Origin of the sequence: Moorena sp. SIO3E8 (assembly GCF_010692445.1) — a bacterium.
GTDB classification, from domain to species: domain Bacteria; phylum Cyanobacteriota; class Cyanobacteriia; order Cyanobacteriales; family Coleofasciculaceae; genus Moorena; species Moorena bouillonii.
The window spans coordinates 1-19,726 of sequence record NZ_JAAHHM010000027.1; the positions used below are offsets into that span (position 1 = coordinate 1).

Sequence of the window (19,726 nt, forward strand, 5' to 3'; positions counted from 1 at the left end):
GGCGAACCTGGCTTGAAAACTCTCTGGCGAGGGCTTTCTACCTTTTACCATTTGTTTGAAGGTTCACAACTTGCTTCTACGTCCTAGTCTCTATCACTGTTTCGACTACTTTTGCCTAATGGATAGCTTAAAAAAGGGGGACTTTGACTATGGCTCCCCCCTTTTTTAAGGGGGGCTGGGGGGGATCATAATCTTGCGGAAAACTTTGAAAACACGCCCTAGGGGGGCAAAATCCAGTATAAAAAAACTTTTCAGATATCCTCTAAGCTGCTACACAGCTTGATTATATAATAAAAAGTTATAAAAGTACGCAAACTTCGTGCTGTATGCCTGCCAAAAATCATCAACAGCATCCGCTTCGCTAACAGCAATCTCTAGTTGTCGGAAAATTTGTTGGTTTTTAACTTCTTGAGAATAGTCGCAACCTCGTAAAGCTTATTTTGCCGAGACAATAATGAAAACGCATCAGAAAAATCGTATACTTTATCCTTCAACTTGCAGAAGATAAAATCGCTGCCATTCGTTACCATGCCAAAGCTTGGTTGTCGTGGTGCAGCACTCATATAGGCTAAACACTGTGGTAAAGCAATATCCGCCGCAAACTTAGATCGTTTAGCTTCTACAGTCAGTATCCAAACAAGATCGCGAATCACCAATACATCTATCCGACCTCGATAAACTTCATTATGTTCTTCCACCTCCAGACTGATAGGAACCTCAGATTGTACAAAAAACGGAGGCTCATGAAATTCCAACCGTTCCAGCAGTGGTGCAACAATAGATAAAAGCACCGTTCCTTCAGTTAAGAGACCAGCATTGTAGTAATAATAATATCGCTGCCGGAGACGGTCCAGAAAAGATTTATCATCATCTAGTATCTCAATAGAGGATACCTGCCATTCTGAAAAAAACGATTCATCAGTGGCGCGACATAACCCCAAGCGCTCATGTAATGCTTGAAAGCTTGAAATCGTTTTTTCGATTGCCAGTAGTCTACTCATACAGAGCGATTGCTATGGAATTTATTCATTGTAGCTTTTTATATTGTAGCTTTTTATAGCGTTTCTAGGATTTATGAGGTACGGTGATCAACCTCAAAGTCCCCCTTATTAAGGGGGATTTAGGGGGATCCCTTGGTACCTCATGGTATAGATAATTGCTATATATTGAGTCTTGTTCTTCGGCCCCGACCTACTTTTTGAGTAACTTTCTAATATAAACGAACCATCATTAATCTGCCTCATTTTCTTGGATTGCAGTGGCAACTTCCTCAGGATTAATTTGGGCATAGATCCAAGCATTCGCTAAATCAATTGCTGTTAATGTAGGATAGTCATAGAGTAGTTGAGACTCGCTAATGCCTAGATTACGGGCATTTACCAATACCCAAACAGGAATACGAGTTCCAGCAATACAAGCATCACCACCACAAACGTTTCTGGTTTTGGTTATTCCACGCCAGTTTTGGTTCAAACTATGGGCTAAAAGGTGAATTGCTTCTGTTTTCTCTGTGGGAGATAGAGCAAGTAATTGGGTTTCTAGTTGTTTGATAGTCATAGGTATATAAATGAATAAATAATCTGTTCACAGCCCTTGAACCAGTGGCTCTATGAATTCATCTGGAATTTTATTTTGTTCAATGTATTGATTGATTTCATCTTGGTGATCACTGTAATATGTCAAAGCACCAAACACCTGAGCCAGTGTCAGATGAGGCATTCCTATGGGAATTTCTTCCGGAGGAACTCCCATACGCCACGTTTCAACAACTGCCCTCACAGGAGTTCGAGTCCCCTTAATGATCGGTTCATTATTGAGAATCTGGTCATCTCGAACAACGTACAGGTAATCAGTAACCTGAACCATACACACAAAATAAACCGTACTATTTTCCTTAATAGTAGCCCTTTGGGCTAATCCCATGATCTTGTAGGGTGCGCCCTTCGACAGCGTAACCCACCCCCTCAGAGTTTTCCATCTACTGAGCCTTACAATAGAAAGCAAGCTATGGAGCGATCGCCATGACACCAAAACAAGAACTGCTCAAAGAACTGGAAACTGTTCCGTCACCTGTGATTAAAGAAGTGCTTAACTTCCTGCGTTTTCTCAAAGCAAAGCGATCGCCTGTTGATTTCATGGACTTTGCGGGAATGGCATCTGATACCCCTGACCTGATAGATGACATTATTGGCAATATTGAAGCAAACCGCGCCATGGACTTAGAGCGTATCCGCGAGCTATGAAACAATCTCTACTGGATACCAATATTCTATCTTACTTCTTACGTGGCGATGCCGCTATCGTTGAGAAATGTCGTAGTGAATCCAGATTTTACCATCGCGGATTGAACTATGAACAATCGTACCATATACACGGCGATGATTTTACCAGCCTTCATGGAGCAGCAGAAAATAATTGCGTTCCCGTAGCGTGACCTACGGTCAATCGCCACTGATACTCACATAGGTTGTTACATCACCGAATATATCTAAGCTTGTGAAGCAACACTTTGGGGATTAACACTTATAATCTCAGAAAAACGTTTGAAGTCATCAATGTTAAATGTAAGTAAATGTGTAATTTTATGAGTTACCATCGCAGCAACTAAACGAGCATCATGTACTTGTTTTCCCTTAACCTGATGTTTAATAACAATACTTTCCCACTCAGCCAAAATCTCAGGAGTATCAGGATATAGTACAAATAGTCTCTTGATTTTATCTGTTGCTTGTGAAGCTTCATCAATAGATAAACCTAAACCATTATTGCTAATTGGCCGTGTAGCAACAGCCCAAAACTCGATAAGATTCTGTGGAATAATACATAAGGACACACCTTGTCTTCTAAGTATAAAAATCGCTTTTCGAGCATCGGGATGCATCGGGCTAGTCTTCTGCACCAAACGCAGCAAAACATTTGTATCCACCAAATAGCTCATAACATTTCTTCTTCTCTTGTGTAGATAATTTCTCGGTCAACTGCTGTATCCGCAAGTGGCGGTGCTACAGTAAAAGCTGGACTATTGATTAAATCCATCAATTCCGAGTTCCATTCTTGATCGGTTGCTGTTTGATAGAAAGATATTTGTTTTTGGTTAATCAAACTCTCTTCAATTACAGATTCAAGATAGGTGTCTAATGATAAACCTTTGGCAGCAGCTTGAGCAATTAAACGAGCCTCGACTTCTGGTTTAAATTGAAGCGTTATAGTCATTTTTTTTATAAATAATGAAATTATTTTCCAGGCATTACCATTATACAAGACAGTGAGATGCACCATCTTGCCGTGGAACGGGCATCTTGGCCGTTTCATTTCCGGGCAGGCAGGATGCCCACCCCACTCCTATTCATTTCCTAATTCAGCAACGCCACTTAAAGAGCGATCGCACTTTCGATCCCCTTGGACTATACGCGATCGCATAAGCGCGGAAGCTGAGGCCTTTCGGCCACGCTTTGCGTTCGCGTAGCGTCGGCTTTGCCGAAACGCTTCCGGAGCGTAGCGTGGTCAACGGCCAATCGCTTTTAGCGGCTCCTAGGTCCCATCGCGTAGCGTGACCTACGGTCAATCGCTAACCTAACCCAGAATAACTTAGAACTCTAAAGGAAGTCCATTATTATATAATATTTTTGTATCAAGATTTGCATAGATTGCTTATCTGAAGAGGTTATTTTAGAATGGAAAAAATAATCCAGTATCGCCAATACATTAAACAACTTCTGAGTGATTATGCCAGTAAAAGTCCATCTGATCAAGATGTTGAAGCTGCCTTAATATTTGACTCAGACCACGACCATTACCAAGTTGTCTATACCGGTTGGAAGAATCGCCAACCCATGTATGGTTGTGTTCTACATTTCAGCATCAAAAATGCTAAAATTTGGATACATCATGATGGAACTGAAATTGGTTTTGCCAACGAACTCGTCAAATTGGGAGTACCAAAAACTGATATTGTACTAGCATTTCAAGAACCTGCTGTACGTCAATATACTGACTTTGCAGTGAATTAGATTCAGATAACGATGCTAAACCCTATGCAACCGCATACCCAGTATGTTCACGAATCTCGGGGGGATGAAAAGCAAGAACAATCCTATCCTTCGGTACTCCTGAAGCAACCAATTCATCCGTGATACCATCTTCAATACCGTCGTAGTGAATCCAGATTTTACCATCGCGGATTTGAGCATGAACAATGGTACCATATACACGGCGATGATTTTCCCAGCCTTCATCGAGCAGCATAAAATGATTGCGAACGCGCCCCGCGTGACCTACGGTCAATCGCTACTGATAATTACAGAGGTTGTCACATCACCATAGCGGTAAGGAAGATTGGCGTAATACTTTAAAATATTTTCTAGCGATGCAGCGCGGTCTTGGGGAGGCAGCGCGGTCTTGGGGGTCTCCCCCATGAGCGACTGCCGTGGTTTCCCCCATGAGCGACTGCATCAAGACAGGGTTTCACGCCATTGCTCTAAACGTTGATTGGTGGTTTCCATTCGATAATTTCCTCAATATTTACATCGAAAAAAAGTACTGGAACTAAAACCAGGACTGCCATTAACCACAACTGGCTTTACTTTAATGTATCAAAAAAATGAATGATTATACTGAAAACTTCCCTTTAGACAAAGAGTTAACCTTAAGCGACTCCTCCAATCCCTTAACCATTCCCACAACTTCCCTATCCCTCACCAAACAAAACGACCAAATCATCGAATGTCGTCTTACCTTCTGTGTAACCCCCGAACTTTACCACCGCATCGACACCGAAAAACTATTCAACCTCAAACCAGAAGTACGGGCACCCATGAGTGGTGGTAACTTTCTCCCCAGTGGTGACATCCAAATTGAAACCACTCTCCAACCGGATTTACTGCCACAGCTATTAGAAAAGGCTTCCACCGCAGAAGAAGCTGCTAACTACCTGCTTCACCTTTGTCAACAACCCGAAAACCCCTTAACAAACAAACTACTCAACACCGAAAGCTGGCTATGCTTATCGGTAAAACAGCAACAACCCAACGGTGAAGTCGGTTATAACACCTTCTGGAACTACCTTAATCCTTCCACCATTAACCACCCAGAAGCTACCAGCGAAGAACTGTCAGAAGGAATTGTTAACTTTTTCCAAGAATGGACCCAAGCCAATTTAGCTGAAGCTACCCAAAACGCTACCTCTGAATTTCTTGAAGGAATTACCAGCGTTTTCAACGAATTAGTTGATGAAAAATTCTCCGACACAGAAGAAGATACCACCACAAACCAATCAATCTTTACCGCAATAGTTAACTTTTTTGAATCAGACCAATGGCAATTTGTCAATATACCAGAAACATCAGCCTTGCGTCTTTTATTTCGGGGTGAAAATGGACAATGGACTTGCTACGCCCAAGCCAGAGAAGAACAAAGACAATTTGTATTTTATTCAATGTGCCCCGTTAAGGCTCCAGAAAACAAGCACTTAGCCATCACAGAATTCATCACCCGCGCCAACTATGGCATGATTATGGGTAACTTTGAATTCGATTTAGAGGATGGAGAAATCCGCTACAAAACCAGCATTGATGTACAAGATGACAATCTTAGTTTGGCTTTAATTAAACCAATAGTTTATGCTAACGTGATGACAATGGATGAATATTTACCGGTAATTATAGCAGTTATTGAATCAGAGGTGGAAGTGAAAGAAGCGATTTTGCGGATTGAGGGTTAAGACAGGAATAGACTTACCCAGATAATTCACCAGCAAGTTTCAAAACAGCCATTCTTGTGGAGTAATCAAGAGTAAATATAGCGTTTCTAGGACTCATGATGTACAGTCTTCTTTGACGTTGATTCCCTGTTAGGTGCGCTCTTACCATTAAGAATTAAATTCGCCACGGGTCGCACCTCTTAATGCAGCGCATCCCTATTCCCTATTCCCTATTCCCTATTCCCTATTCCCTGTTCCCTGTTCCCTGTTCCCTGTTCCCTGTTCCCTAAAATTTAGAAATTGTGTACCTCAGTCGTAGAATTGCTATATTATCCAGCAGCTAATTCATTCGCCACAGATTGAGGGACAATAACGGAGCCATAAAGTTTTTGATAGAGATATTGTATTAACGTAAGTGTAAGCATTCAGCTATCAGCCGTGAGCTTTTAGCTCACGCTACTTGAGGTGCCGTCAGCTAATTAACTAATCAACGGGAGGTAGTAAACAAGCTTACGAACGAGTATGGCTGCTTAACAATCCCTGCTCGTTTTACTGATCCGAACCAGTGCAGTTAAAGCGCCTACTCGCTAATAGCTGATAGCTGATAGCTGACGGCTGAATGCTTACACGTAAGCATATGCTTACCTATTAAATTGAACCAGGATAACGTCGAGGTGCGCAATGGATCTACACAAATCTAAAACTATACTCTTGACTAGCATACTCTTAGCATACTTGAGTCTCAATGCTTGTAACCAACAAGAGACACCGCCACCGGATACATCCACTTCCTATCCATCTCCTATAATAGAAGTAGAAACATCCCCAACTCCTACCCAAACTCAAACTACTCCTAACCAAAGAAACGTTAAAGTTTTTTTTCCCAAGCAACCTCAAAGTAATCAGGATTTTAGGTATGTAGAACCTGTAGTCAGAAGCACCACTAGTCGTGCAGTGGCTACTTTTGCCATTGAACAGTTGATTATTGGTCCGACCAAAGCAGAAACTAAAATTGGTTTCACCGAAGCACTACAACTTAAAGGTAGCTCCAACTGTGGTAAAGATTTTACCCTCTCTATTGCAGCAGAAACCGCGACCCTCAAGTTTTGCCGTGCCATTCCTTCCCCTGGAGTAGGCTATGATGCTAGAGCTACCAGTGCTATTGAATCTACCCTCAAACAGTTCTCAACTATCAAATCGGTAGTTATCCTCAACAAAGAGGGCAATTGTTTTGGGGACTTAAGTGGTGAAAACTTCTGCAGGAAGTAGGATAAAAGCGATCCATTGCTACTCCTTACTTCCTGCTTTATACTCCCTTGGGTGCAGCGCTAAGATTCTTTACCCATAGGATGATTTCCTACATTGACCAAAGGTCACGCTACGCGAACAAAGATAATCACAAATTGAGCATCAGGCATCAACCGTTTCAGGGCTTTTAAATGACCTTCCGCATCCGATCGCTTGCGGAACCGAGCAACAACTACTCGTTGCATTCTTGGCAATAGGCGGACTATCACCCACGGATGAAGGCGTTCAGAATAAGACATAATCAAACTATATCCTTTTCTAGGGGTACTAGAGCCAGCCTTCGAGTCTGGAAAATCATTAGGCTGGCTCTTAACATGGAACGTTTAACCTCCATGTCAATTTTATTATAACAGACAAATCAACTTATATTATAACATAATTTGAGAATTTTTGTAACAAATCCGTTGCAGATTGTTTACAGTTATCTCTCTTCCATCAGATTGGGTATATAGCATTTTTTTTGGAGAGATAAACATAGGATTGATATCAAAAGGTAACAGCGTATCTGGGAACAGGGAACAGTATAAAAGAGCTCCGAATAATTTTTGATGTTATGAAAAATTAGCAACATTGTTCATGACCTATTGAGAAATGTTATATATTAAAAATAAGCCGATTTTTGATATAAATTGCCATGATTGCTCAACTTGACACTCCCCAAATGTCCCCCCAGGACTATTTAGCTTGGGAAGCAGAGCAACTTGCCCGCTACGGCTATATTGACGGTCAGATCTATGCCATGACTGGGGGCACCATCCCCCATAACCAAGTAGCTGTAAATCTAGTCGCTTTAATCAAACCCCATCTGCGGGGTAAACAATGTAAAACCTTGAGCAGCGATGCCAAAGTTGGGATTACAGAACAAGGTCCTTTTCACTATCCAGACGTATCCGTTACCTGTGATCACAGAGACCGCACTGCCCGGGATTATATTCGTTATCCTTGTCTCATTGTAGAAGTGCTCTCTAGCACCACAGAAGCCTTGGACCGTGGCCAAAAATTTAGACACTATCGCCACATTGAAACATTACGAGAATATGTTTTAATTGATCCCGATCAAATGAGCGTAGAATGCTATCGATTAAACGAAAACCAGAGATGGGAACTGTACCATTATCCTAGTAGCCCTGATCGCCCAGAGGATTGTCAAGTTGAACTTACCAGCATTGAGCTAGCATTTCCCATTAACTTGCTTTACGAAGACATTGACCAACTCGATAACAGCTAAAACGATGAGATTTATCAATCCCAAAACTGACTACGCCTTCAAAAAAATATTTGGTTCCGCTGAAAGTAAAGACATTCTGATTAGTTTTCTCAATGCCTTGATTTATGACGGTAACTCTACCATTGAAGACTTAGAAATCATTAATCCCAACTTACCGCCAAAAGTTGAGGGCTTAAAAGATACTTACCTTGATGTCAAAGCTAAACTGAATGATAGCACCCTGGTCATCATCGAAATGCAAGTTTTAAATGTGCAATCCTTTGGTAAAAGAGTATTGTTCAACGCTGCTAAAACCTACGCCTTTCAACTACAAAAGGGAGAGGGCTACCGCATGCTCAAACCAGTCATTGCTCTAACCCTGACCGATTTTGAAATGTTCGCCAATCGCCATCATTTTACCTCTCGTTTCGTTTATCGAGAAGTATCTGATGGGTCGGTGTATCCCGAAAACGATATCGAACTAGTGTTCGTTGAGTTACCAAAGTTTACCAAAGAACTCCCAGAACTCGAAACCATTACCGATAAATGGATTTACTTTATCAAATCTGCGCGATCGCTTGCCTCCATCCCCGAAAATATGGACAATATTCCGGAATTACAACGAGCCTTTGAAATTGCCAATCAAGCCAACTTAACCCCCACTGAACTTGAAGATTTGGAACGTCGAGAAATGTTTATCTACGATCAGCAGGGAGCAGTTGCTCTTGGTCGAGAAGAAGGTCGTCTGGAAGGGAAAAAAGAAGGTCGTCTGGAAGGGAAAAAAGAAGAACAACGCATTATTGCTCAAAAATTACTCACTGTACTAGATGACGAAGCGATCGCGGCAACAACAGGATTGAGTCTGGAAGTTGTTCGAGAGCTGCGCGAGACAATGAATTAACCATCAATACTAACTTTGCCCAAACCCTTTGTTCTAATCCAAAGCGTTCGCGTAGCGTAGCCCAAAGGGCTAATCGCGCCCCGCGTGACCGTAGGTCAATCGCTTTTAGCGTGGCCTACGGCCAATTCTTCCTCATACCCAAAGATTATCAACTTCCCCAACAGCCTCCCATCTTGTGAAGTTACCCGTAACGAGGCGAAAGCTTGGCTCAATTCCCGATACCGATTGAAATTAAAATGGTATACTCCATGTTCGACGATCTACTCTCAGCCTTAGAAAGACTAAATAAATTACTAGAGCAAGCAGTAATAAAAGCAGAAGCTGTCTACGGTTCTCAAGCAGCTACTGACCCTTATCGAGGTCTTCGTATTGATCGCGATCAGGTCAAGCAACTCCTAGATCGTGAACCAGGGATACCTTTGTTTGCAGTAGATGCAGAAAAAACTGAGTCCGATCAGACTAACAATACACCATTAAACTGGCTGAAACAGACTTTCGGTTTGTCTGGATTTGATTTAGACATAATGCTGATTGCCCTGGCTCCAGAAATTGATTTAAGTTACGAGGGTCTGTATGCCTATCTCCAGGATGATGTGACTCGCAGGCGACCTAGTATTGATTTAGCCTTAAATTTACTATGTCCCTCTGCTGAAGCCAAGCTGTTGCAACGAGTTCATTTTGCTCCTGACGCACCCTTAATCAAACATGGCTTACTTCATTTAATTCCTGACCCTCATCAGCTTAAACCACCAATATTATCCTATTATCTCAAGCTAGATGATCAGGTTATCCATTCTCTGTTAAAACAAAAGAGTCTTGAACCGCGTTTAGAATCTTGGTGTCAATTGATAGATAGTCCTACTGTTGAGGACAAGTTACCGATTAAGGATGACATTAAACACATAGTTCCTAAGCTAGTCAAACACGCTCAACATACTAGTCAGCCTCTACATCTGTATTTCTCTGGTTTATATTCTACTGAAAAACGCCGTGGAGCGATCGCCCTTGCCGCTCAACTCAACAAGCAGTTATTGATTGCGGATTTAGCTCAAGCTTTAGCAATTAAGGAAGAGTTTGACCAACTGCTAAAATTGCTATTTCGTGAAGCATGTTTTCACGATGCTATCCTTTATCTAGAAAGTCTGGAAAGTTTAGATGCACTACAGACCAAAGAGCAGCATCTGTTATATAAAAGCTTACTTGACAGACTAACTGAGGAAAAAAGTGTGGTGATCTTATCTGGAACACAGTCGTTGGTGCCAAAGTTTACCAATCTCCAGGGTGTGATTACTTTACCTTTTGCTACACCGGATTTTTATCAACGGCGCGTTTACTGGCAAGCTACTTTAGAAACTAAAGGAATTGTACTTAGCGATCGCGACTTGGATACCCTAGCCAATCGTTTTACCTTGAGTTCAGCCCAAATAGCAGGAGCAGTAACAACTGCTTGTAATCAGGCTTTGTGGCGTGCTGCTGCCGAATTTGAAGAATTGCCATTAAACAGTACAATTAAGCCAACCCTAAATGACTTATTAGCAGCGGCTCGTGACCAATCTGGTAGTAATTTAACTGAATTAGCTCGCAAACTTAACCCTAAGTATAGTTGGCAAGACATTATCTTACCCCCCGATCAACTCGCTCAGCTCAAAGAAATTTGTAATCAAGCCAAGTATCGTCATATTGTCTATGAGAAATGGGGCTTTCACCGCAAGCTATCCATTGGCAAAGGATTAAATGTACTATTTTCAGGTCCACCAGGCACAGGTAAGACCATGGCGGCGGAAGTGATTGCTAATGAACTACAGCTTGAGCTATACAAAATTGATTTATCCCAAGTTGTCAGTAAGTACATTGGCGAGACTGAGAAAAATCTCAACCGCATTTTTATGGCTGCGGAAACAGCTAACGCTATTCTTCTATTTGACGAAGCAGATGCTCTGTTTGGCAAACGCTCTGAAGTTCGAGATGCTCATGACCGCTACGCCAATATTGAAGTTGGGTATCTGTTGCAGAAGATGGAGGAATATGAGGGGATATCAATTTTGACAACAAATCTGCGCCAAAATTTAGACGAGGCATTTGTCCGTAGGTTAGCCTTTACAGTACACTTTCCCTCACCAGATGAAGCTAGTCGTCGGCGCATTTGGGAGGGGATTTGGACTGAGGAAATCCCCTTGTCAGCAGATGTAGATTTTGAGTTTTTGGCACGACAGTTCAAATTGAGTGGAGGGAATATCAAGAATATTGCCCTAGCAGCAGCTTTTCTAGCAGCTGAAGCAGGTAGTGGAGTGATGATGGAACATTTGTTACAGGGCACTCGCCGGGAGTATCAGAAGATGGGTAAGGTCTGGAGTGATGGAATGCGATCGCTTAAATAATCCCTAAGTATTCAGCCGTCAGCTAATGCGCTACAGATGGTGCTACTTGAGGTGCTATAGCGCGATTAGCGCTACAGATGGTGCTTTTGAATAAAACAGGTAACCATTGGTTTAATCTGAGTGAACCAAGTCACAACGCTTTTGGCTTGTCCCACAAAGCTAACGGCTGACGACTGACCGCTGATAGCTGAATGCTTACAATAATCCGGCCATGGTCAGTAGTGAGCCAGTTTTAAACTAACAACTTACCTAGTGCTATTGTAAGCATTCAGCCGTTGGCCTTTGGCCAAGGCTGATAGCTGAATGCTTACGTGCTATTTACCTGATTAAGCGACAATTATAATACTGTAATCCTTAGGCGATCGCAAACATATTATTGATCAAGTTATTTCTTTTTATTCCTGTTATCTTATTTCTAGAATTATTTTAGTGAATTCGTATAAGGTGCTATGGATGACTTAGGGATAAGAAAGTACACAGGTGACGGTAAGTGTCGCTACAAACCGCTTCCTGGTGCATGGCAAGAGCCAGAACCTTACATTGCTTCTAAAGCTTTGGCAGATGCAGTTAATACTGCTCTCTACCTGCGTCGTCCTTTATTATTAGAAGGTGACCCAGGCTGCGGGAAAACGCGATTAGCTTATGCGGTTGCCTATGAACTGGGTTATCCCCTCTACAGCTGCTACATCCGCTCTACCAGTCGAGCCCAGGACTTACTTTATGATTATGATGCCATAGGTCGGTTGTATGACATTCAGGAACGTCAAACCGCAGGTAATCCCAGCCAACCTTTGTACCGCAGAAATTATGTTACCCTAGGAGAGTTGGGCGAGGCAATTAAGCAATCACAAAATGACATTCCTTCGGTGCTTCTCATTGATGAAATTGATAAAGCAGATCGGGATTTTCCTAATGACTTGCTCCTAGGATTAGAGCGATTGCAATTCCAAGTTAAAGAAGTAATAAACGTTCGTTTTGATGCTTTAAAAGGGAAAACAAAAGAAGAACGAAGAGATTTTTTACCGTTAATTATTATTACCAGTAATAGGTAAAAATAATTGCCAAAACCCTTCCTACGTCGTTGTTTATTTTACTACCTTAAATTTCCAGAAAATGCTACCCTAAAACAGATTATCCAGAGTCATTTTAAAACTGATATTACCCGCGTATCCGAAGCAGCTATCCAAAAATTTGGAGAACTGCGGGGATTGAGAAGTTGGCAAAAAATACCAGGTACTAGTGAATTTTTAGATTGGTTGAGAATTTTGGAACGGGATCAACAAGGGAATCAAAGTACTGCTGAAGCATTAGCGGATACTCCAACCGCCAATCTGCCTCATCTAGAAACTCTAGTCAAAACTCAACAGGATCATGAGGCCCTTAGCAAGACCAGGATACCAGATTAGTTAGTCAGAGTATGCGATTGGCCTTGGCCTTGACCAAAAGGCCACGCTACGGGAATGGGCAACGCTACGGGAATGGCCACGCTACGCGAACGCGCCCGAGAATGACCAATCACTGGCTAAATTCAATTCCCAGACTGACGCCCTAATTCATACACACCACAGCTCATACAAGCAATAATGCCGATACTGATTGCCCAACTGTGTCCCAGGCTAATTTCGACGGCGTAGTTACAAACTGCACCAATGACTAAAAAAGGCACAATGCTGACAACTGACGCATAGAAAGCGTTTTGAGATTCTCTGACCTTGCGGGTTCGTTCAAATTCCTGAGCCGAGATGTAAAAGAATCCCTCAGCAAAGTTAAACCAGCGGTTTAATTGCTCCATAATCCATTGCCTGAAGGACGAGAGGCTTAAATATAGCGCTAGAGACCACAAAGATGCTCCTGCGATCGCTGTAGTATCCACCTCAAATCGGAAGGGCAAAAATTCAGTCAGCATTGGTTCACGGATAGGGTAGGCTGGGGCAAATTAATCACTAAGTTAACCAACATTTAACTTCTCTATTTGAGTTAATCGCTTTAGTGTTAACGGTTAACGCTAGACACGCGCACAGTAGACACGGGCAGAACGGTTAGTCAAAGGTCAACCCTTCACAAAAAATTCAATCCTTGTCTTGATGCAGTCGCTCATGGGGGAAACCCCCAAGACCGCGCTGCATCGCTAAATTGTGCAAGTTAAATGTGTATTAGCTTATTGAGGTATCTTAACAAAACTCAAGATTTTGATAAATACCTCAAAAACCCCAAACACCCTGCTGATGGCAGGTGATCTCGAGGGATATAAATGGAAAGACCCCTAACTAGCTAAAGCCAGACTAGAACTAATGCGCAGTGGTTATTTATCAAGGCTTCTAATTTTCGCTGGACTGAGTTTAACGAGTTTAATCGGTTTAAGTACCCTTTCGAGTTTGCCCAGCCAGCCAGTAACTGCATCAGAACCTCCCTCAAGCTTGGTAGCCGGAGTAAGAAGTTTTGCCAAAGGGGGTTCCTTTCCCGTAGAAAACTTCCGGGGCTACACCTCTGGCTTCGGTTACCGACCCTCTCCTAGAGGTTCTGGATGGGAATTCCACCGAGGTTTAGACATAGCTGCCCCTGAAGGAAGCTATATCCGTAACTGGTGGAGTGGTAAAGTAATTAAAATTTCTGATGGTACTGCTTGCGGCACCTCAATAACTATTCAATCGGGCAAGTGGCAGCACATCTACTGTCACATGAAAGGATACGCAGTTAAAAATGGAGGTACTCGCTATTTAATTGACAACTCCGGTGGGATTCAGATCAAGGAAGGCCAACTGTTGCCTTCTGGAGCTAGAATCGGTCGAGTAGGGATGACTGGTCGTACCACCGGTCCTCATCTGCACTGGGGATTGAAGTATGGCAAGCAATACGTTGACCCAGCCCAGGTGCTGCGGGCAATGTATAAAACACGAGTTTGATTGGCAAAAATGTTAATGGTTAATGGCCATTAACCATTAACCATTAACATGTTTCAAACATGCATGCCGCGTGATCGTTTAACTAGAAACTACGAAACTACCAATTGTTCCTTGTCCATCTGGGTTTGTTCTTCTACAATTTTGCGTAACTGGTCTCCTTCGATAGTTTCTTGATCTATCAACAGGTCTACTAATCGGTCAATTATTACCCGATTTTCCCGGACTAACTGACGAGCATGACCATGGCAATGCTGCACAATTGTGCGCACTTGGGCATCAATGTGGGCAGCAATTTTCTCTGAGTACTCAGCCCTATTAATCACATTACCCCCTAGAAAGACTTCTCCCCCTGGATCTTCTAAGGACAGAGGACCCAAATCACTCATTCCAAAGCGGGTTACCATCTGCCGTGCTCGCGAGGTAACTTGTCGCAAGTCCCCAACAGCACCAGTAGTCACTTCAGCCTCACCAAAAATTTCTTCTTCTGCCGCTCTACCCCCTAAAGCAGCAGTAATTTGGGCTTTTAGTTGAGCCCGAGTAATCAAACCTTGCTCTTCATCAGGAATATACCAGGTCAAACCACGGGCTTGCCCTCGGGGAATTAGGGTTACTTTCTGTACCGGGTCGTGATCCGGTAAGAGAGTGGAAATTACAGCATGTCCTACTTCATGGTAGGCAATTAATCGCTTATTCTTGCTGTCCACTAGAGGAGTGCCTTCCATCCCAGCTACCACCCGGTCAATAGCATCATTGATCTCGAGCATAGTGATGGCATCTTTGCGGCGGCGGGCAGTCAGGATTGCCGCTTCGTTGAGTAGGTTGGCTAAGTCAGCACCAGTAAACCCAGGGGTACGCTTAGCAACAGTTTCTAGACAAACCTCAGGGTCAATCTTTTTGTTGCGAGCGTGGACTTCCAGAATGTTATTCCTGCCTTTGTAGTCAGGGTAATCCACAATAACTTGTCTGTCAAAGCGTCCAGGACGTAATAGTGCAGCATCCAGGACATCTGGGCGATTAGTGGCAGCAATAATAATAATACCTGTGTTGCCTTCAAACCCATCCATTTCCGTCAGCAATTGGTTAAGGGTTTGCTCCCGTTCATCGTTTCCACCGCCAATCCCTGCTCCCCGTTGCCGTCCTACTGCATCAATTTCATCAATGAAGACCAAGCAAGGGGCATTTTCTTTGGCTTTTCTGAACAAGTCACGGACACGGGAGGCACCAACACCCACAAACATTTCCACGAATTCGGAACCAGAGATGCTAAAGAAGGGAACTCCTGCTTCACCAGCGATCGCTTTGGCTAAGAGAGTTTTACCAGTTCCTGGAGGACCGACTAGCAGCACACCTTTCGGGATGCGTGCTCCAACAGCAGTAAAGCGTTCTGGTTGTTTGAGGAATGTGACAACTTCTTGCAATTCCTCCTTAGCTTCTTGAATACCTGCTACATCATCAAACAGAACCCCGGTTTTGGCTTCCATCTGAAACCGTGCTCGGGATTTGCCAAAGTTTAAGGCTTGACCAGAATTACTCGCAGAGCGTCGCAGGATCATCATCAAGCCTGCTAGTAACAACAGAAGCAAAAATAAGTTGGCAATTAGACCTAAAGCGGCTGAGTTATCCGCAGAGCGCTTAATTTCAGTGGGAACATTCTGTTGACGGAGTTCCTTGAGTAGCAAGGAGTTTTGATCGAACAAAGCAACTCGTTGAGGAGGTTCATTCTCCTTGGCCTCCTTTAGGCTAACTTTAGCAATCTTAGTAGCTTCATCAATTTCTATTTTAGCGACTTCCCGATTTTTAACTTTCTCTAATAGCTCACTATAGGTTAGAGATTTCTCTTGTTTAAGCTGTGCTTGGGCTGGGGTACCCAGTATCACCCCTTGCCAAAGGAGCAAACTGGCAGCAATACGCCAGAATTTGACTAACTTGCGGTTTTCCTGAGGTTGCTGTAATCTAACCTCAGGATTTGCCAGCGGCTGTGGAGAGGTGTTTACCTCTGCATTAGCCATCCATGCTCTCATCCAGAAACGTTTCTTCATGGCTGTTTGCTCTTTGGTCTTGCCTTGACTCAACTCCTGGGTAAACCTAGTTAGGCTTCAATAGAATTCACGCCCTTGAGTTGAAAATTCTTTCACTTTCTAGTCTAGCTCCCTAAAATCCGGCTTTAGCTGTAAGAAACTCATCTTAAGTCCGGTAGCATCGGTAACCTGCTCTTGCCTAGATCGGGTTTCCAAACCTCACGCTGGTTTGTTTCTTAATCCTTCTTCCTGTAGAGACCTTGCGTGGAACATCTCTACAAATGGTAACCATACAACTGGACAGGAGACCACTAGTTGACCTTGTACGTTTGAGAGTCAACCATCAACCGTCAACCATGAACAAACATCTGATCAATTACACCGAAGTGGATGTCTTTATTTCTTCTACCTGATCTGAGGGGGTTGGCGGAACCTGGGGGATTTCCATTGGTACATCTTCCTGTTGGAGATCCTCTAGGGTAGTAACAAAATCTCTAATCCCTTGAAATTTGCCATAGACCGAAGCAAAGCGTACATAAGCCACTTCACTCTCCGAACGTAGGTAGCGCAAGACTAACTCGCCAATTTCGTGACTGATGACTTCCCGACCAAATCGCTGTTGCAATTCTGCTTCAATCTCATCAACCAATGCTTCCAGGCGTTTTTGGAGAATACCGGTTTTTTCACAAGCACGTATAATTCCCCGTAACAACTTGGAACGGTCAAATGATTCCCGCTTGCCATCCCGCTTGATCACAGTTATTGGCACAAATTCGATCCGCTCATATGTCGTGAAGCGATGTTTGCATCCCAAACACTCCCGACGTCGCCTCACACTTTTCCCTGCCTCAGTAGAACGAGACTCAAGAACGCGGCTCTCGGTGTGGTGACAAGAGGGGCATCGCATAAGATAATTTTGTTTTCTTGCTGAGTGGACTGATTGGCGGCAGATATTTGGAACGCCCTAGGAGTCGATACTTTCAAAATAACGATTAGATGGAAGCTGAGCCGATATAAACCTCAAACCTGTTAACTTCCTTATATCCTATAAGGTCATCTACAGGCTATTGCGGCTCAGAGCATCCACAGAACTGTTGAATTTCGATTTGAGTAAATCGAGGTAAACTACTTACCAATCTTAGGCGGTTCCCGAAAAGCAATGGCAAAAAATAGGGTGCCTAGGGCTAAGGTCAAGATTAAGATATAAGCAACTGATTCCATAGCTATAATTGTTGGTTATCTTCTCACTTACCAGTCTACCTTGCTAGAACCACAGAAATAGCAAAAAGGCAAAAGAAAATTTCTTTTCTTCTGCCTTTTGCTTTTGACTCAAACTGTGATAGGAGATAGTTAACCTCTAGATAGGCTCTGTCCTACGGGTACTCTTATCACCAAGCTTCTGGAAGAAGCCCCACTCGACTTGCTCTTCCTCTAGGTCAGGATCGACACCAGCAAACACATCCCGATAGAGGGTGCGTGAGCCGTGCCAGATGTGCCCAAAGAAGAACAACAGTGCAAAGACAGCATGACCAAAGGTGAACCAACCCCGGGTACTAGTGCGGAACACACCATCAGAGTTTAGGGTTTCACGGTCAAATTGGAAGCCCTCACCCAGCTGAGCAGTACGAGCGTATTGCTTCACATCGAATGGGTCAGTAAAGGTTTGACCATCAAGAACTCCACCGTAGAAGCTAGCAGTGACACCAGCTTGCTCGAAACTATACCTAGATTCAGCCCGTCGGAAAGGTATGTCCGCACGAACTACACCATTAGCATCGGTCAAAATGATCGGGAAGGTTTCAAAGAAGTTCGGCATCCGACGAACGGTCAGCTCCCGACCTTCACTGTCTGTGAACACCGCATGACCTAGCCAACCTTCAGCAATGCCATCCCCTTTGTCCATCGGACCTGTACGGAACAAACCACCTTTGGCAGGGGAGTTGCCTATATAGTCATAGAATGCCAGCTTCTCTGGAATCGATGACCAAGCTTCTGACAAGCTAGCACCATCAGCCAATTCAGCTTGTACCCGTTGGTTAATTTCCTGTTGGAAATACCCCTGATCCCACTGATAGCGAGTTGGACCAAACAGCTCAATTGGGGTGGCAGCACTGCCGTACCACATGGTGCCTGCTACTACAAATGCAGCAAAAAACACAGCCGCGATACTGCTGGAGAGTACCGTTTCGATATTCCCCATCCGTAGAGCTTTAAACAATCGCTCTGGTGGTCGTACTGTTAAGTGGAATAAACCAGCAATAACCCCAACAACACCAGCAGCGATATGGTGAGCGACAATACCTCCAGGGTTATAGGGGTTAAAGCCTGCTGGTCCCCATTCTGGTGCGATCGCTTGAACACTACCAGTGAGACCATAAGCATCAGATACCCACATCCCAGGACCCCAAAGCCCAGTCAAGTGAAAGGCACCAAAGCCAAAGCAGAGTAAACCAGATAAGAACAGGTGAATACCAAAAATTTTTGGCAAATCGAGAGCTGGTTCGCCACTGCGTGGGTCTCTGAACACATCTAAATCCCAGTAAACCCAGTGCCATACGGCAGCCAGGAACAATAAACCAGAAAGGATAATATGAGTTGCAGCGACACCTTCAAAAGACCATAAGCCAGCATTGGTTACGGTTTCACCAGTGATACTCCAGCCCCCCCAGGAATCAGTAACCCCTAGACGAGCCATAAAGGGCATGACGAACATCCCCTGACGCCACATCGGGTTAAGAACCGGGTCACTCGGATCAAAAATTGCCAATTCGTACAGGGCCATTGAACCAGCCCAGCCTGCCACCAGGGCTGTATGCATCAAGTGCACAGCTAGCAGACGTCCTGGATCATTCAGGACGACCGTGTGTACTCGGTACCAGGGTAGTCCCATTGACTACGCTCCTCCTAATATAGAGTTTTTACTTCGACGCTTCTTTTGATCAATATGTTAGAAATCCCCTTGAAGTCTCCCCCGCTTGAAACACAGGGGATTCTAAGAGTCACGTTGTTCGAGGGGTTAAAAACCTGATCTGACAACGCTTACGGTATGATTTCTCAAATTTGACACTGTTTGGAGAGCTTTAACACTCTCCGACCGACCTTGGTTAGGTGTGAACCTAACTGTATCGCTACTTTGGTAGCCGCCCTAGATTTTGCCATTGGCAACTTAGGTAGGACAAAGTATGTATGAAACTAAAGTTTGTTTAAAGAAGTGTAACTATTGTTAGAGCCGATTGCAAGCGAACGCTTGTGTTCTCAGCTTAGGGTCGGAAGCGCTTAACCAGCTATATTGGGCAAATTTCCCTTGTATTTG

The 19,726-nt window shown here is 43.6% G+C and carries 25 protein-coding genes and 1 pseudogene; 11 read left to right on the plus strand and 15 right to left on the minus strand.

The genetic code is table 11. The annotated features are described in order from the left end of the window. Positions 1-374: 374 nt before the first annotated feature. From F6K46_RS14385 to F6K46_RS14395, 3 genes are all read right to left on the minus strand, one after another. Positions 375-1,001, minus strand: coding sequence for a type I restriction endonuclease (locus F6K46_RS14385; protein ID WP_293060094.1), 627 nt, complete (start codon positions 999-1,001; stop codon positions 375-377). Positions 1,002-1,230: 229 nt separating this feature from the next. Beyond that, positions 1,231-1,557: a DUF433 domain-containing protein gene (locus tag F6K46_RS14390; RefSeq protein ID WP_293060096.1), complete on the minus strand. Its 327-nt coding sequence runs from the start codon at positions 1,555-1,557 to the stop codon at positions 1,231-1,233. A gap of 27 nt (positions 1,558-1,584) precedes the next feature. Further along, positions 1,585-1,923 carry a DUF433 domain-containing protein gene (locus F6K46_RS14395; RefSeq protein WP_366510727.1) on the minus strand — a complete coding sequence of 113 codons (339 nt, stop codon included), beginning with the start codon at positions 1,921-1,923 and terminating at the stop codon, positions 1,585-1,587. 98 nt (positions 1,924-2,021) lie between these two features. On the opposite strand from F6K46_RS14395, the gene F6K46_RS14400 reads away from it, so the two are divergent. After that, entirely contained in the window at positions 2,022-2,243 is a 222-nt protein-coding gene (locus F6K46_RS14400) for a hypothetical protein (RefSeq protein ID WP_293060099.1), read from the plus strand. Positions 2,244-2,297: 54 nt separating this feature from the next. On the opposite strand, the pseudogene F6K46_RS40145 reads toward F6K46_RS14400, so the two are convergent. The 4 genes and pseudogenes from F6K46_RS40145 to F6K46_RS14415 all read right to left on the minus strand — a co-directional run. Further along, a pseudogene (locus F6K46_RS40145) lies at positions 2,298-2,375 on the minus strand (XisI protein); the annotation flags it as partial. Between the two features lie 113 nt (positions 2,376-2,488). Further along, positions 2,489-2,938: a type II toxin-antitoxin system VapC family toxin gene (locus tag F6K46_RS14405; protein ID WP_293060102.1), complete on the minus strand. Its 450-nt coding sequence runs from the start codon at positions 2,936-2,938 to the stop codon at positions 2,489-2,491. Further along, positions 2,935-3,213 (minus strand): hypothetical protein, encoded by a 279-nt coding sequence (locus F6K46_RS14410; RefSeq protein WP_293060105.1) that lies wholly within the window; start codon positions 3,211-3,213, stop codon positions 2,935-2,937. The genes F6K46_RS14405 and F6K46_RS14410 overlap by 4 nt, the downstream gene beginning before the upstream one ends. Positions 3,214-3,358: 145 nt before the next feature. Then, complete coding sequence (locus F6K46_RS14415; RefSeq protein ID WP_293060108.1) at positions 3,359-3,565, minus strand: hypothetical protein; 207 nt, start codon at positions 3,563-3,565, stop codon at positions 3,359-3,361. Positions 3,566-3,674: 109 nt separating this feature from the next. Here F6K46_RS14415 and F6K46_RS14420 point away from each other — a divergent pair, with 109 nt between their 5' ends. Then, positions 3,675-4,010 carry a XisI protein gene (locus F6K46_RS14420; protein ID WP_008178108.1) on the plus strand — a complete coding sequence of 112 codons (336 nt, stop codon included), beginning with the start codon at positions 3,675-3,677 and terminating at the stop codon, positions 4,008-4,010. A 22-nt stretch (positions 4,011-4,032) separates the two neighbouring features. Here the strand turns inward: F6K46_RS14420 and F6K46_RS14425 are convergent, their stop codons facing one another. Together F6K46_RS14425 and F6K46_RS14430 are read right to left on the minus strand one after the other, a co-directional pair. Continuing rightward, positions 4,033-4,284, minus strand: coding sequence for a XisI protein (locus tag F6K46_RS14425; protein WP_366510728.1), 252 nt, complete (start codon positions 4,282-4,284; stop codon positions 4,033-4,035). A 30-nt stretch (positions 4,285-4,314) separates the two neighbouring features. Next, entirely contained in the window at positions 4,315-4,452 is a 138-nt protein-coding gene (locus tag F6K46_RS14430) for a hypothetical protein (protein ID WP_293060202.1), read from the minus strand. A 148-nt stretch (positions 4,453-4,600) separates the two neighbouring features. Between F6K46_RS14430 and F6K46_RS14435 the strand changes: the two genes are divergently transcribed. Both F6K46_RS14435 and F6K46_RS14440 read left to right on the plus strand, forming a co-directional pair. Further along, a complete protein-coding gene (locus F6K46_RS14435) occupies positions 4,601-5,719 on the plus strand; it encodes a YbjN domain-containing protein (RefSeq protein WP_293060113.1) in 1,119 nt (372 codons plus the stop codon). Positions 5,720-6,409: 690 nt separating this feature from the next. After that, entirely contained in the window at positions 6,410-6,967 is a 558-nt protein-coding gene (locus F6K46_RS14440) for a GerMN domain-containing protein (protein ID WP_293060116.1), read from the plus strand. A 104-nt stretch (positions 6,968-7,071) separates the two neighbouring features. On the opposite strand, the gene F6K46_RS14445 is transcribed toward F6K46_RS14440, so the two are convergent. Beyond that, entirely contained in the window at positions 7,072-7,245 is a 174-nt protein-coding gene (locus tag F6K46_RS14445) for a hypothetical protein (protein ID WP_293060119.1), read from the minus strand. A gap of 395 nt (positions 7,246-7,640) precedes the next feature. Here F6K46_RS14445 and F6K46_RS14450 point away from each other — a divergent pair, with 395 nt between their 5' ends. The 6 genes from F6K46_RS14450 to F6K46_RS14475 all read left to right on the plus strand — a co-directional run bounded on the left by F6K46_RS14450 (position 7,641) and on the right by F6K46_RS14475 (position 13,044). Continuing rightward, positions 7,641-8,234 carry a Uma2 family endonuclease gene (locus F6K46_RS14450; protein ID WP_075899291.1) on the plus strand — a complete coding sequence of 198 codons (594 nt, stop codon included), beginning with the start codon at positions 7,641-7,643 and terminating at the stop codon, positions 8,232-8,234. 4 nt (positions 8,235-8,238) lie between these two features. Then, positions 8,239-9,114 (plus strand): Rpn family recombination-promoting nuclease/putative transposase, encoded by an 876-nt coding sequence (locus F6K46_RS14455; RefSeq protein WP_293060123.1) that lies wholly within the window; start codon positions 8,239-8,241, stop codon positions 9,112-9,114. Between the two features lie 236 nt (positions 9,115-9,350). Further along, positions 9,351-11,492, plus strand: a complete 2,142-nt coding sequence (locus F6K46_RS14460; RefSeq protein ID WP_293060126.1) for an ATP-binding protein — start codon at positions 9,351-9,353, stop codon at positions 11,490-11,492. A gap of 449 nt (positions 11,493-11,941) precedes the next feature. After that, positions 11,942-12,544: a MoxR family ATPase gene (locus tag F6K46_RS14465; RefSeq protein ID WP_293060129.1), complete on the plus strand. Its 603-nt coding sequence runs from the start codon at positions 11,942-11,944 to the stop codon at positions 12,542-12,544. Positions 12,545-12,550: 6 nt separating this feature from the next. Next, positions 12,551-12,898: a hypothetical protein gene (locus F6K46_RS14470; protein ID WP_229415292.1), complete on the plus strand. Its 348-nt coding sequence runs from the start codon at positions 12,551-12,553 to the stop codon at positions 12,896-12,898. An 11-nt stretch (positions 12,899-12,909) separates the two neighbouring features. Continuing rightward, complete coding sequence (locus F6K46_RS14475) at positions 12,910-13,044, plus strand: hypothetical protein (protein WP_293060135.1); 135 nt, start codon at positions 12,910-12,912, stop codon at positions 13,042-13,044. Here the strand turns inward: F6K46_RS14475 and F6K46_RS14480 are convergent. Then, the gene (locus F6K46_RS14480; RefSeq protein WP_293060138.1) at positions 13,021-13,398 is read right to left on the minus strand and encodes a hypothetical protein; all 378 of its coding nucleotides are present in this window, start codon (positions 13,396-13,398) and stop codon (positions 13,021-13,023) included. The genes F6K46_RS14475 and F6K46_RS14480 overlap by 24 nt on opposite strands. A gap of 385 nt (positions 13,399-13,783) precedes the next feature. On the opposite strand from F6K46_RS14480, the gene F6K46_RS14485 reads away from it, so the two are divergent. Next, positions 13,784-14,395 carry a M23 family metallopeptidase gene (locus tag F6K46_RS14485; protein ID WP_070392013.1) on the plus strand — a complete coding sequence of 204 codons (612 nt, stop codon included), beginning with the start codon at positions 13,784-13,786 and terminating at the stop codon, positions 14,393-14,395. 89 nt (positions 14,396-14,484) lie between these two features. On the opposite strand, the gene ftsH is transcribed toward F6K46_RS14485, so the two are convergent. The 4 genes from ftsH to psbB all read right to left on the minus strand — a co-directional run bounded on the left by ftsH (position 14,485) and on the right by psbB (position 19,303). Continuing rightward, positions 14,485-16,467, minus strand: a complete 1,983-nt coding sequence (gene ftsH / locus F6K46_RS14490) for an ATP-dependent zinc metalloprotease FtsH (RefSeq protein ID WP_143727596.1) — start codon at positions 16,465-16,467, stop codon at positions 14,485-14,487. Positions 16,468-16,789: 322 nt separating this feature from the next. Then, positions 16,790-17,320 (minus strand): transcriptional regulator NrdR, encoded by a 531-nt coding sequence (nrdR, locus tag F6K46_RS14495; RefSeq protein ID WP_070392014.1) that lies wholly within the window; start codon positions 17,318-17,320, stop codon positions 16,790-16,792. A gap of 218 nt (positions 17,321-17,538) precedes the next feature. Beyond that, positions 17,539-17,634 (minus strand): photosystem II reaction center protein T, encoded by a 96-nt coding sequence (locus tag F6K46_RS14500; protein WP_008180851.1) that lies wholly within the window; start codon positions 17,632-17,634, stop codon positions 17,539-17,541. A gap of 136 nt (positions 17,635-17,770) precedes the next feature. Further along, positions 17,771-19,303 (minus strand): photosystem II chlorophyll-binding protein CP47, encoded by a 1,533-nt coding sequence (gene psbB / locus F6K46_RS14505; RefSeq protein ID WP_293060142.1) that lies wholly within the window; start codon positions 19,301-19,303, stop codon positions 17,771-17,773. Positions 19,304-19,726 lie beyond the last annotated feature (423 nt).

Bases quoted from the DNA above. Each gene is read 5' to 3' on its own strand.
- F6K46_RS14385 (WP_293060094.1), bottom strand. From the start codon at position 1,001: ATGAGTAGACTACTGGCAATCGAAAAAACGATTTCAAGCTTTCAAGCA.
- F6K46_RS14390 (WP_293060096.1), bottom strand. From the start codon at position 1,557: ATGACTATCAAACAACTAGAAACCCAATTACTTGCTCTATCTCCCACA.
- F6K46_RS14395 (WP_366510727.1), bottom strand. From the start codon at position 1,923: ATGGGATTAGCCCAAAGGGCTACTATTAAGGAAAATAGTACGGTTTAT.
- F6K46_RS14400 (WP_293060099.1), top strand. From the start codon at position 2,022: ATGACACCAAAACAAGAACTGCTCAAAGAACTGGAAACTGTTCCGTCA.
- F6K46_RS14405 (WP_293060102.1), bottom strand. From the start codon at position 2,938: ATGAGCTATTTGGTGGATACAAATGTTTTGCTGCGTTTGGTGCAGAAG.
- F6K46_RS14410 (WP_293060105.1), bottom strand. From the start codon at position 3,213: ATGACTATAACGCTTCAATTTAAACCAGAAGTCGAGGCTCGTTTAATT.
- F6K46_RS14420 (WP_008178108.1), top strand. From the start codon at position 3,675: ATGGAAAAAATAATCCAGTATCGCCAATACATTAAACAACTTCTGAGT.
- F6K46_RS14430 (WP_293060202.1), bottom strand. From the start codon at position 4,452: ATGCAGTCGCTCATGGGGGAAACCACGGCAGTCGCTCATGGGGGAGAC.
- F6K46_RS14435 (WP_293060113.1), top strand. From the start codon at position 4,601: ATGAATGATTATACTGAAAACTTCCCTTTAGACAAAGAGTTAACCTTA.
- F6K46_RS14445 (WP_293060119.1), bottom strand. From the start codon at position 7,245: ATGTCTTATTCTGAACGCCTTCATCCGTGGGTGATAGTCCGCCTATTG.
- F6K46_RS14450 (WP_075899291.1), top strand. From the start codon at position 7,641: ATGATTGCTCAACTTGACACTCCCCAAATGTCCCCCCAGGACTATTTA.
- F6K46_RS14455 (WP_293060123.1), top strand. From the start codon at position 8,239: ATGAGATTTATCAATCCCAAAACTGACTACGCCTTCAAAAAAATATTT.
- F6K46_RS14460 (WP_293060126.1), top strand. From the start codon at position 9,351: ATGGTATACTCCATGTTCGACGATCTACTCTCAGCCTTAGAAAGACTA.
- F6K46_RS14465 (WP_293060129.1), top strand. From the start codon at position 11,942: ATGGATGACTTAGGGATAAGAAAGTACACAGGTGACGGTAAGTGTCGC.
- F6K46_RS14475 (WP_293060135.1), top strand. From the start codon at position 12,910: ATGCGATTGGCCTTGGCCTTGACCAAAAGGCCACGCTACGGGAATGGG.
- F6K46_RS14480 (WP_293060138.1), bottom strand. From the start codon at position 13,398: ATGCTGACTGAATTTTTGCCCTTCCGATTTGAGGTGGATACTACAGCG.
- F6K46_RS14485 (WP_070392013.1), top strand. From the start codon at position 13,784: ATGCGCAGTGGTTATTTATCAAGGCTTCTAATTTTCGCTGGACTGAGT.
- nrdR (WP_070392014.1), bottom strand. From the start codon at position 17,320: ATGCGATGCCCCTCTTGTCACCACACCGAGAGCCGCGTTCTTGAGTCT.
- F6K46_RS14500 (WP_008180851.1), bottom strand. From the start codon at position 17,634: ATGGAATCAGTTGCTTATATCTTAATCTTGACCTTAGCCCTAGGCACC.
- psbB (WP_293060142.1), bottom strand. From the start codon at position 19,303: ATGGGACTACCCTGGTACCGAGTACACACGGTCGTCCTGAATGATCCA.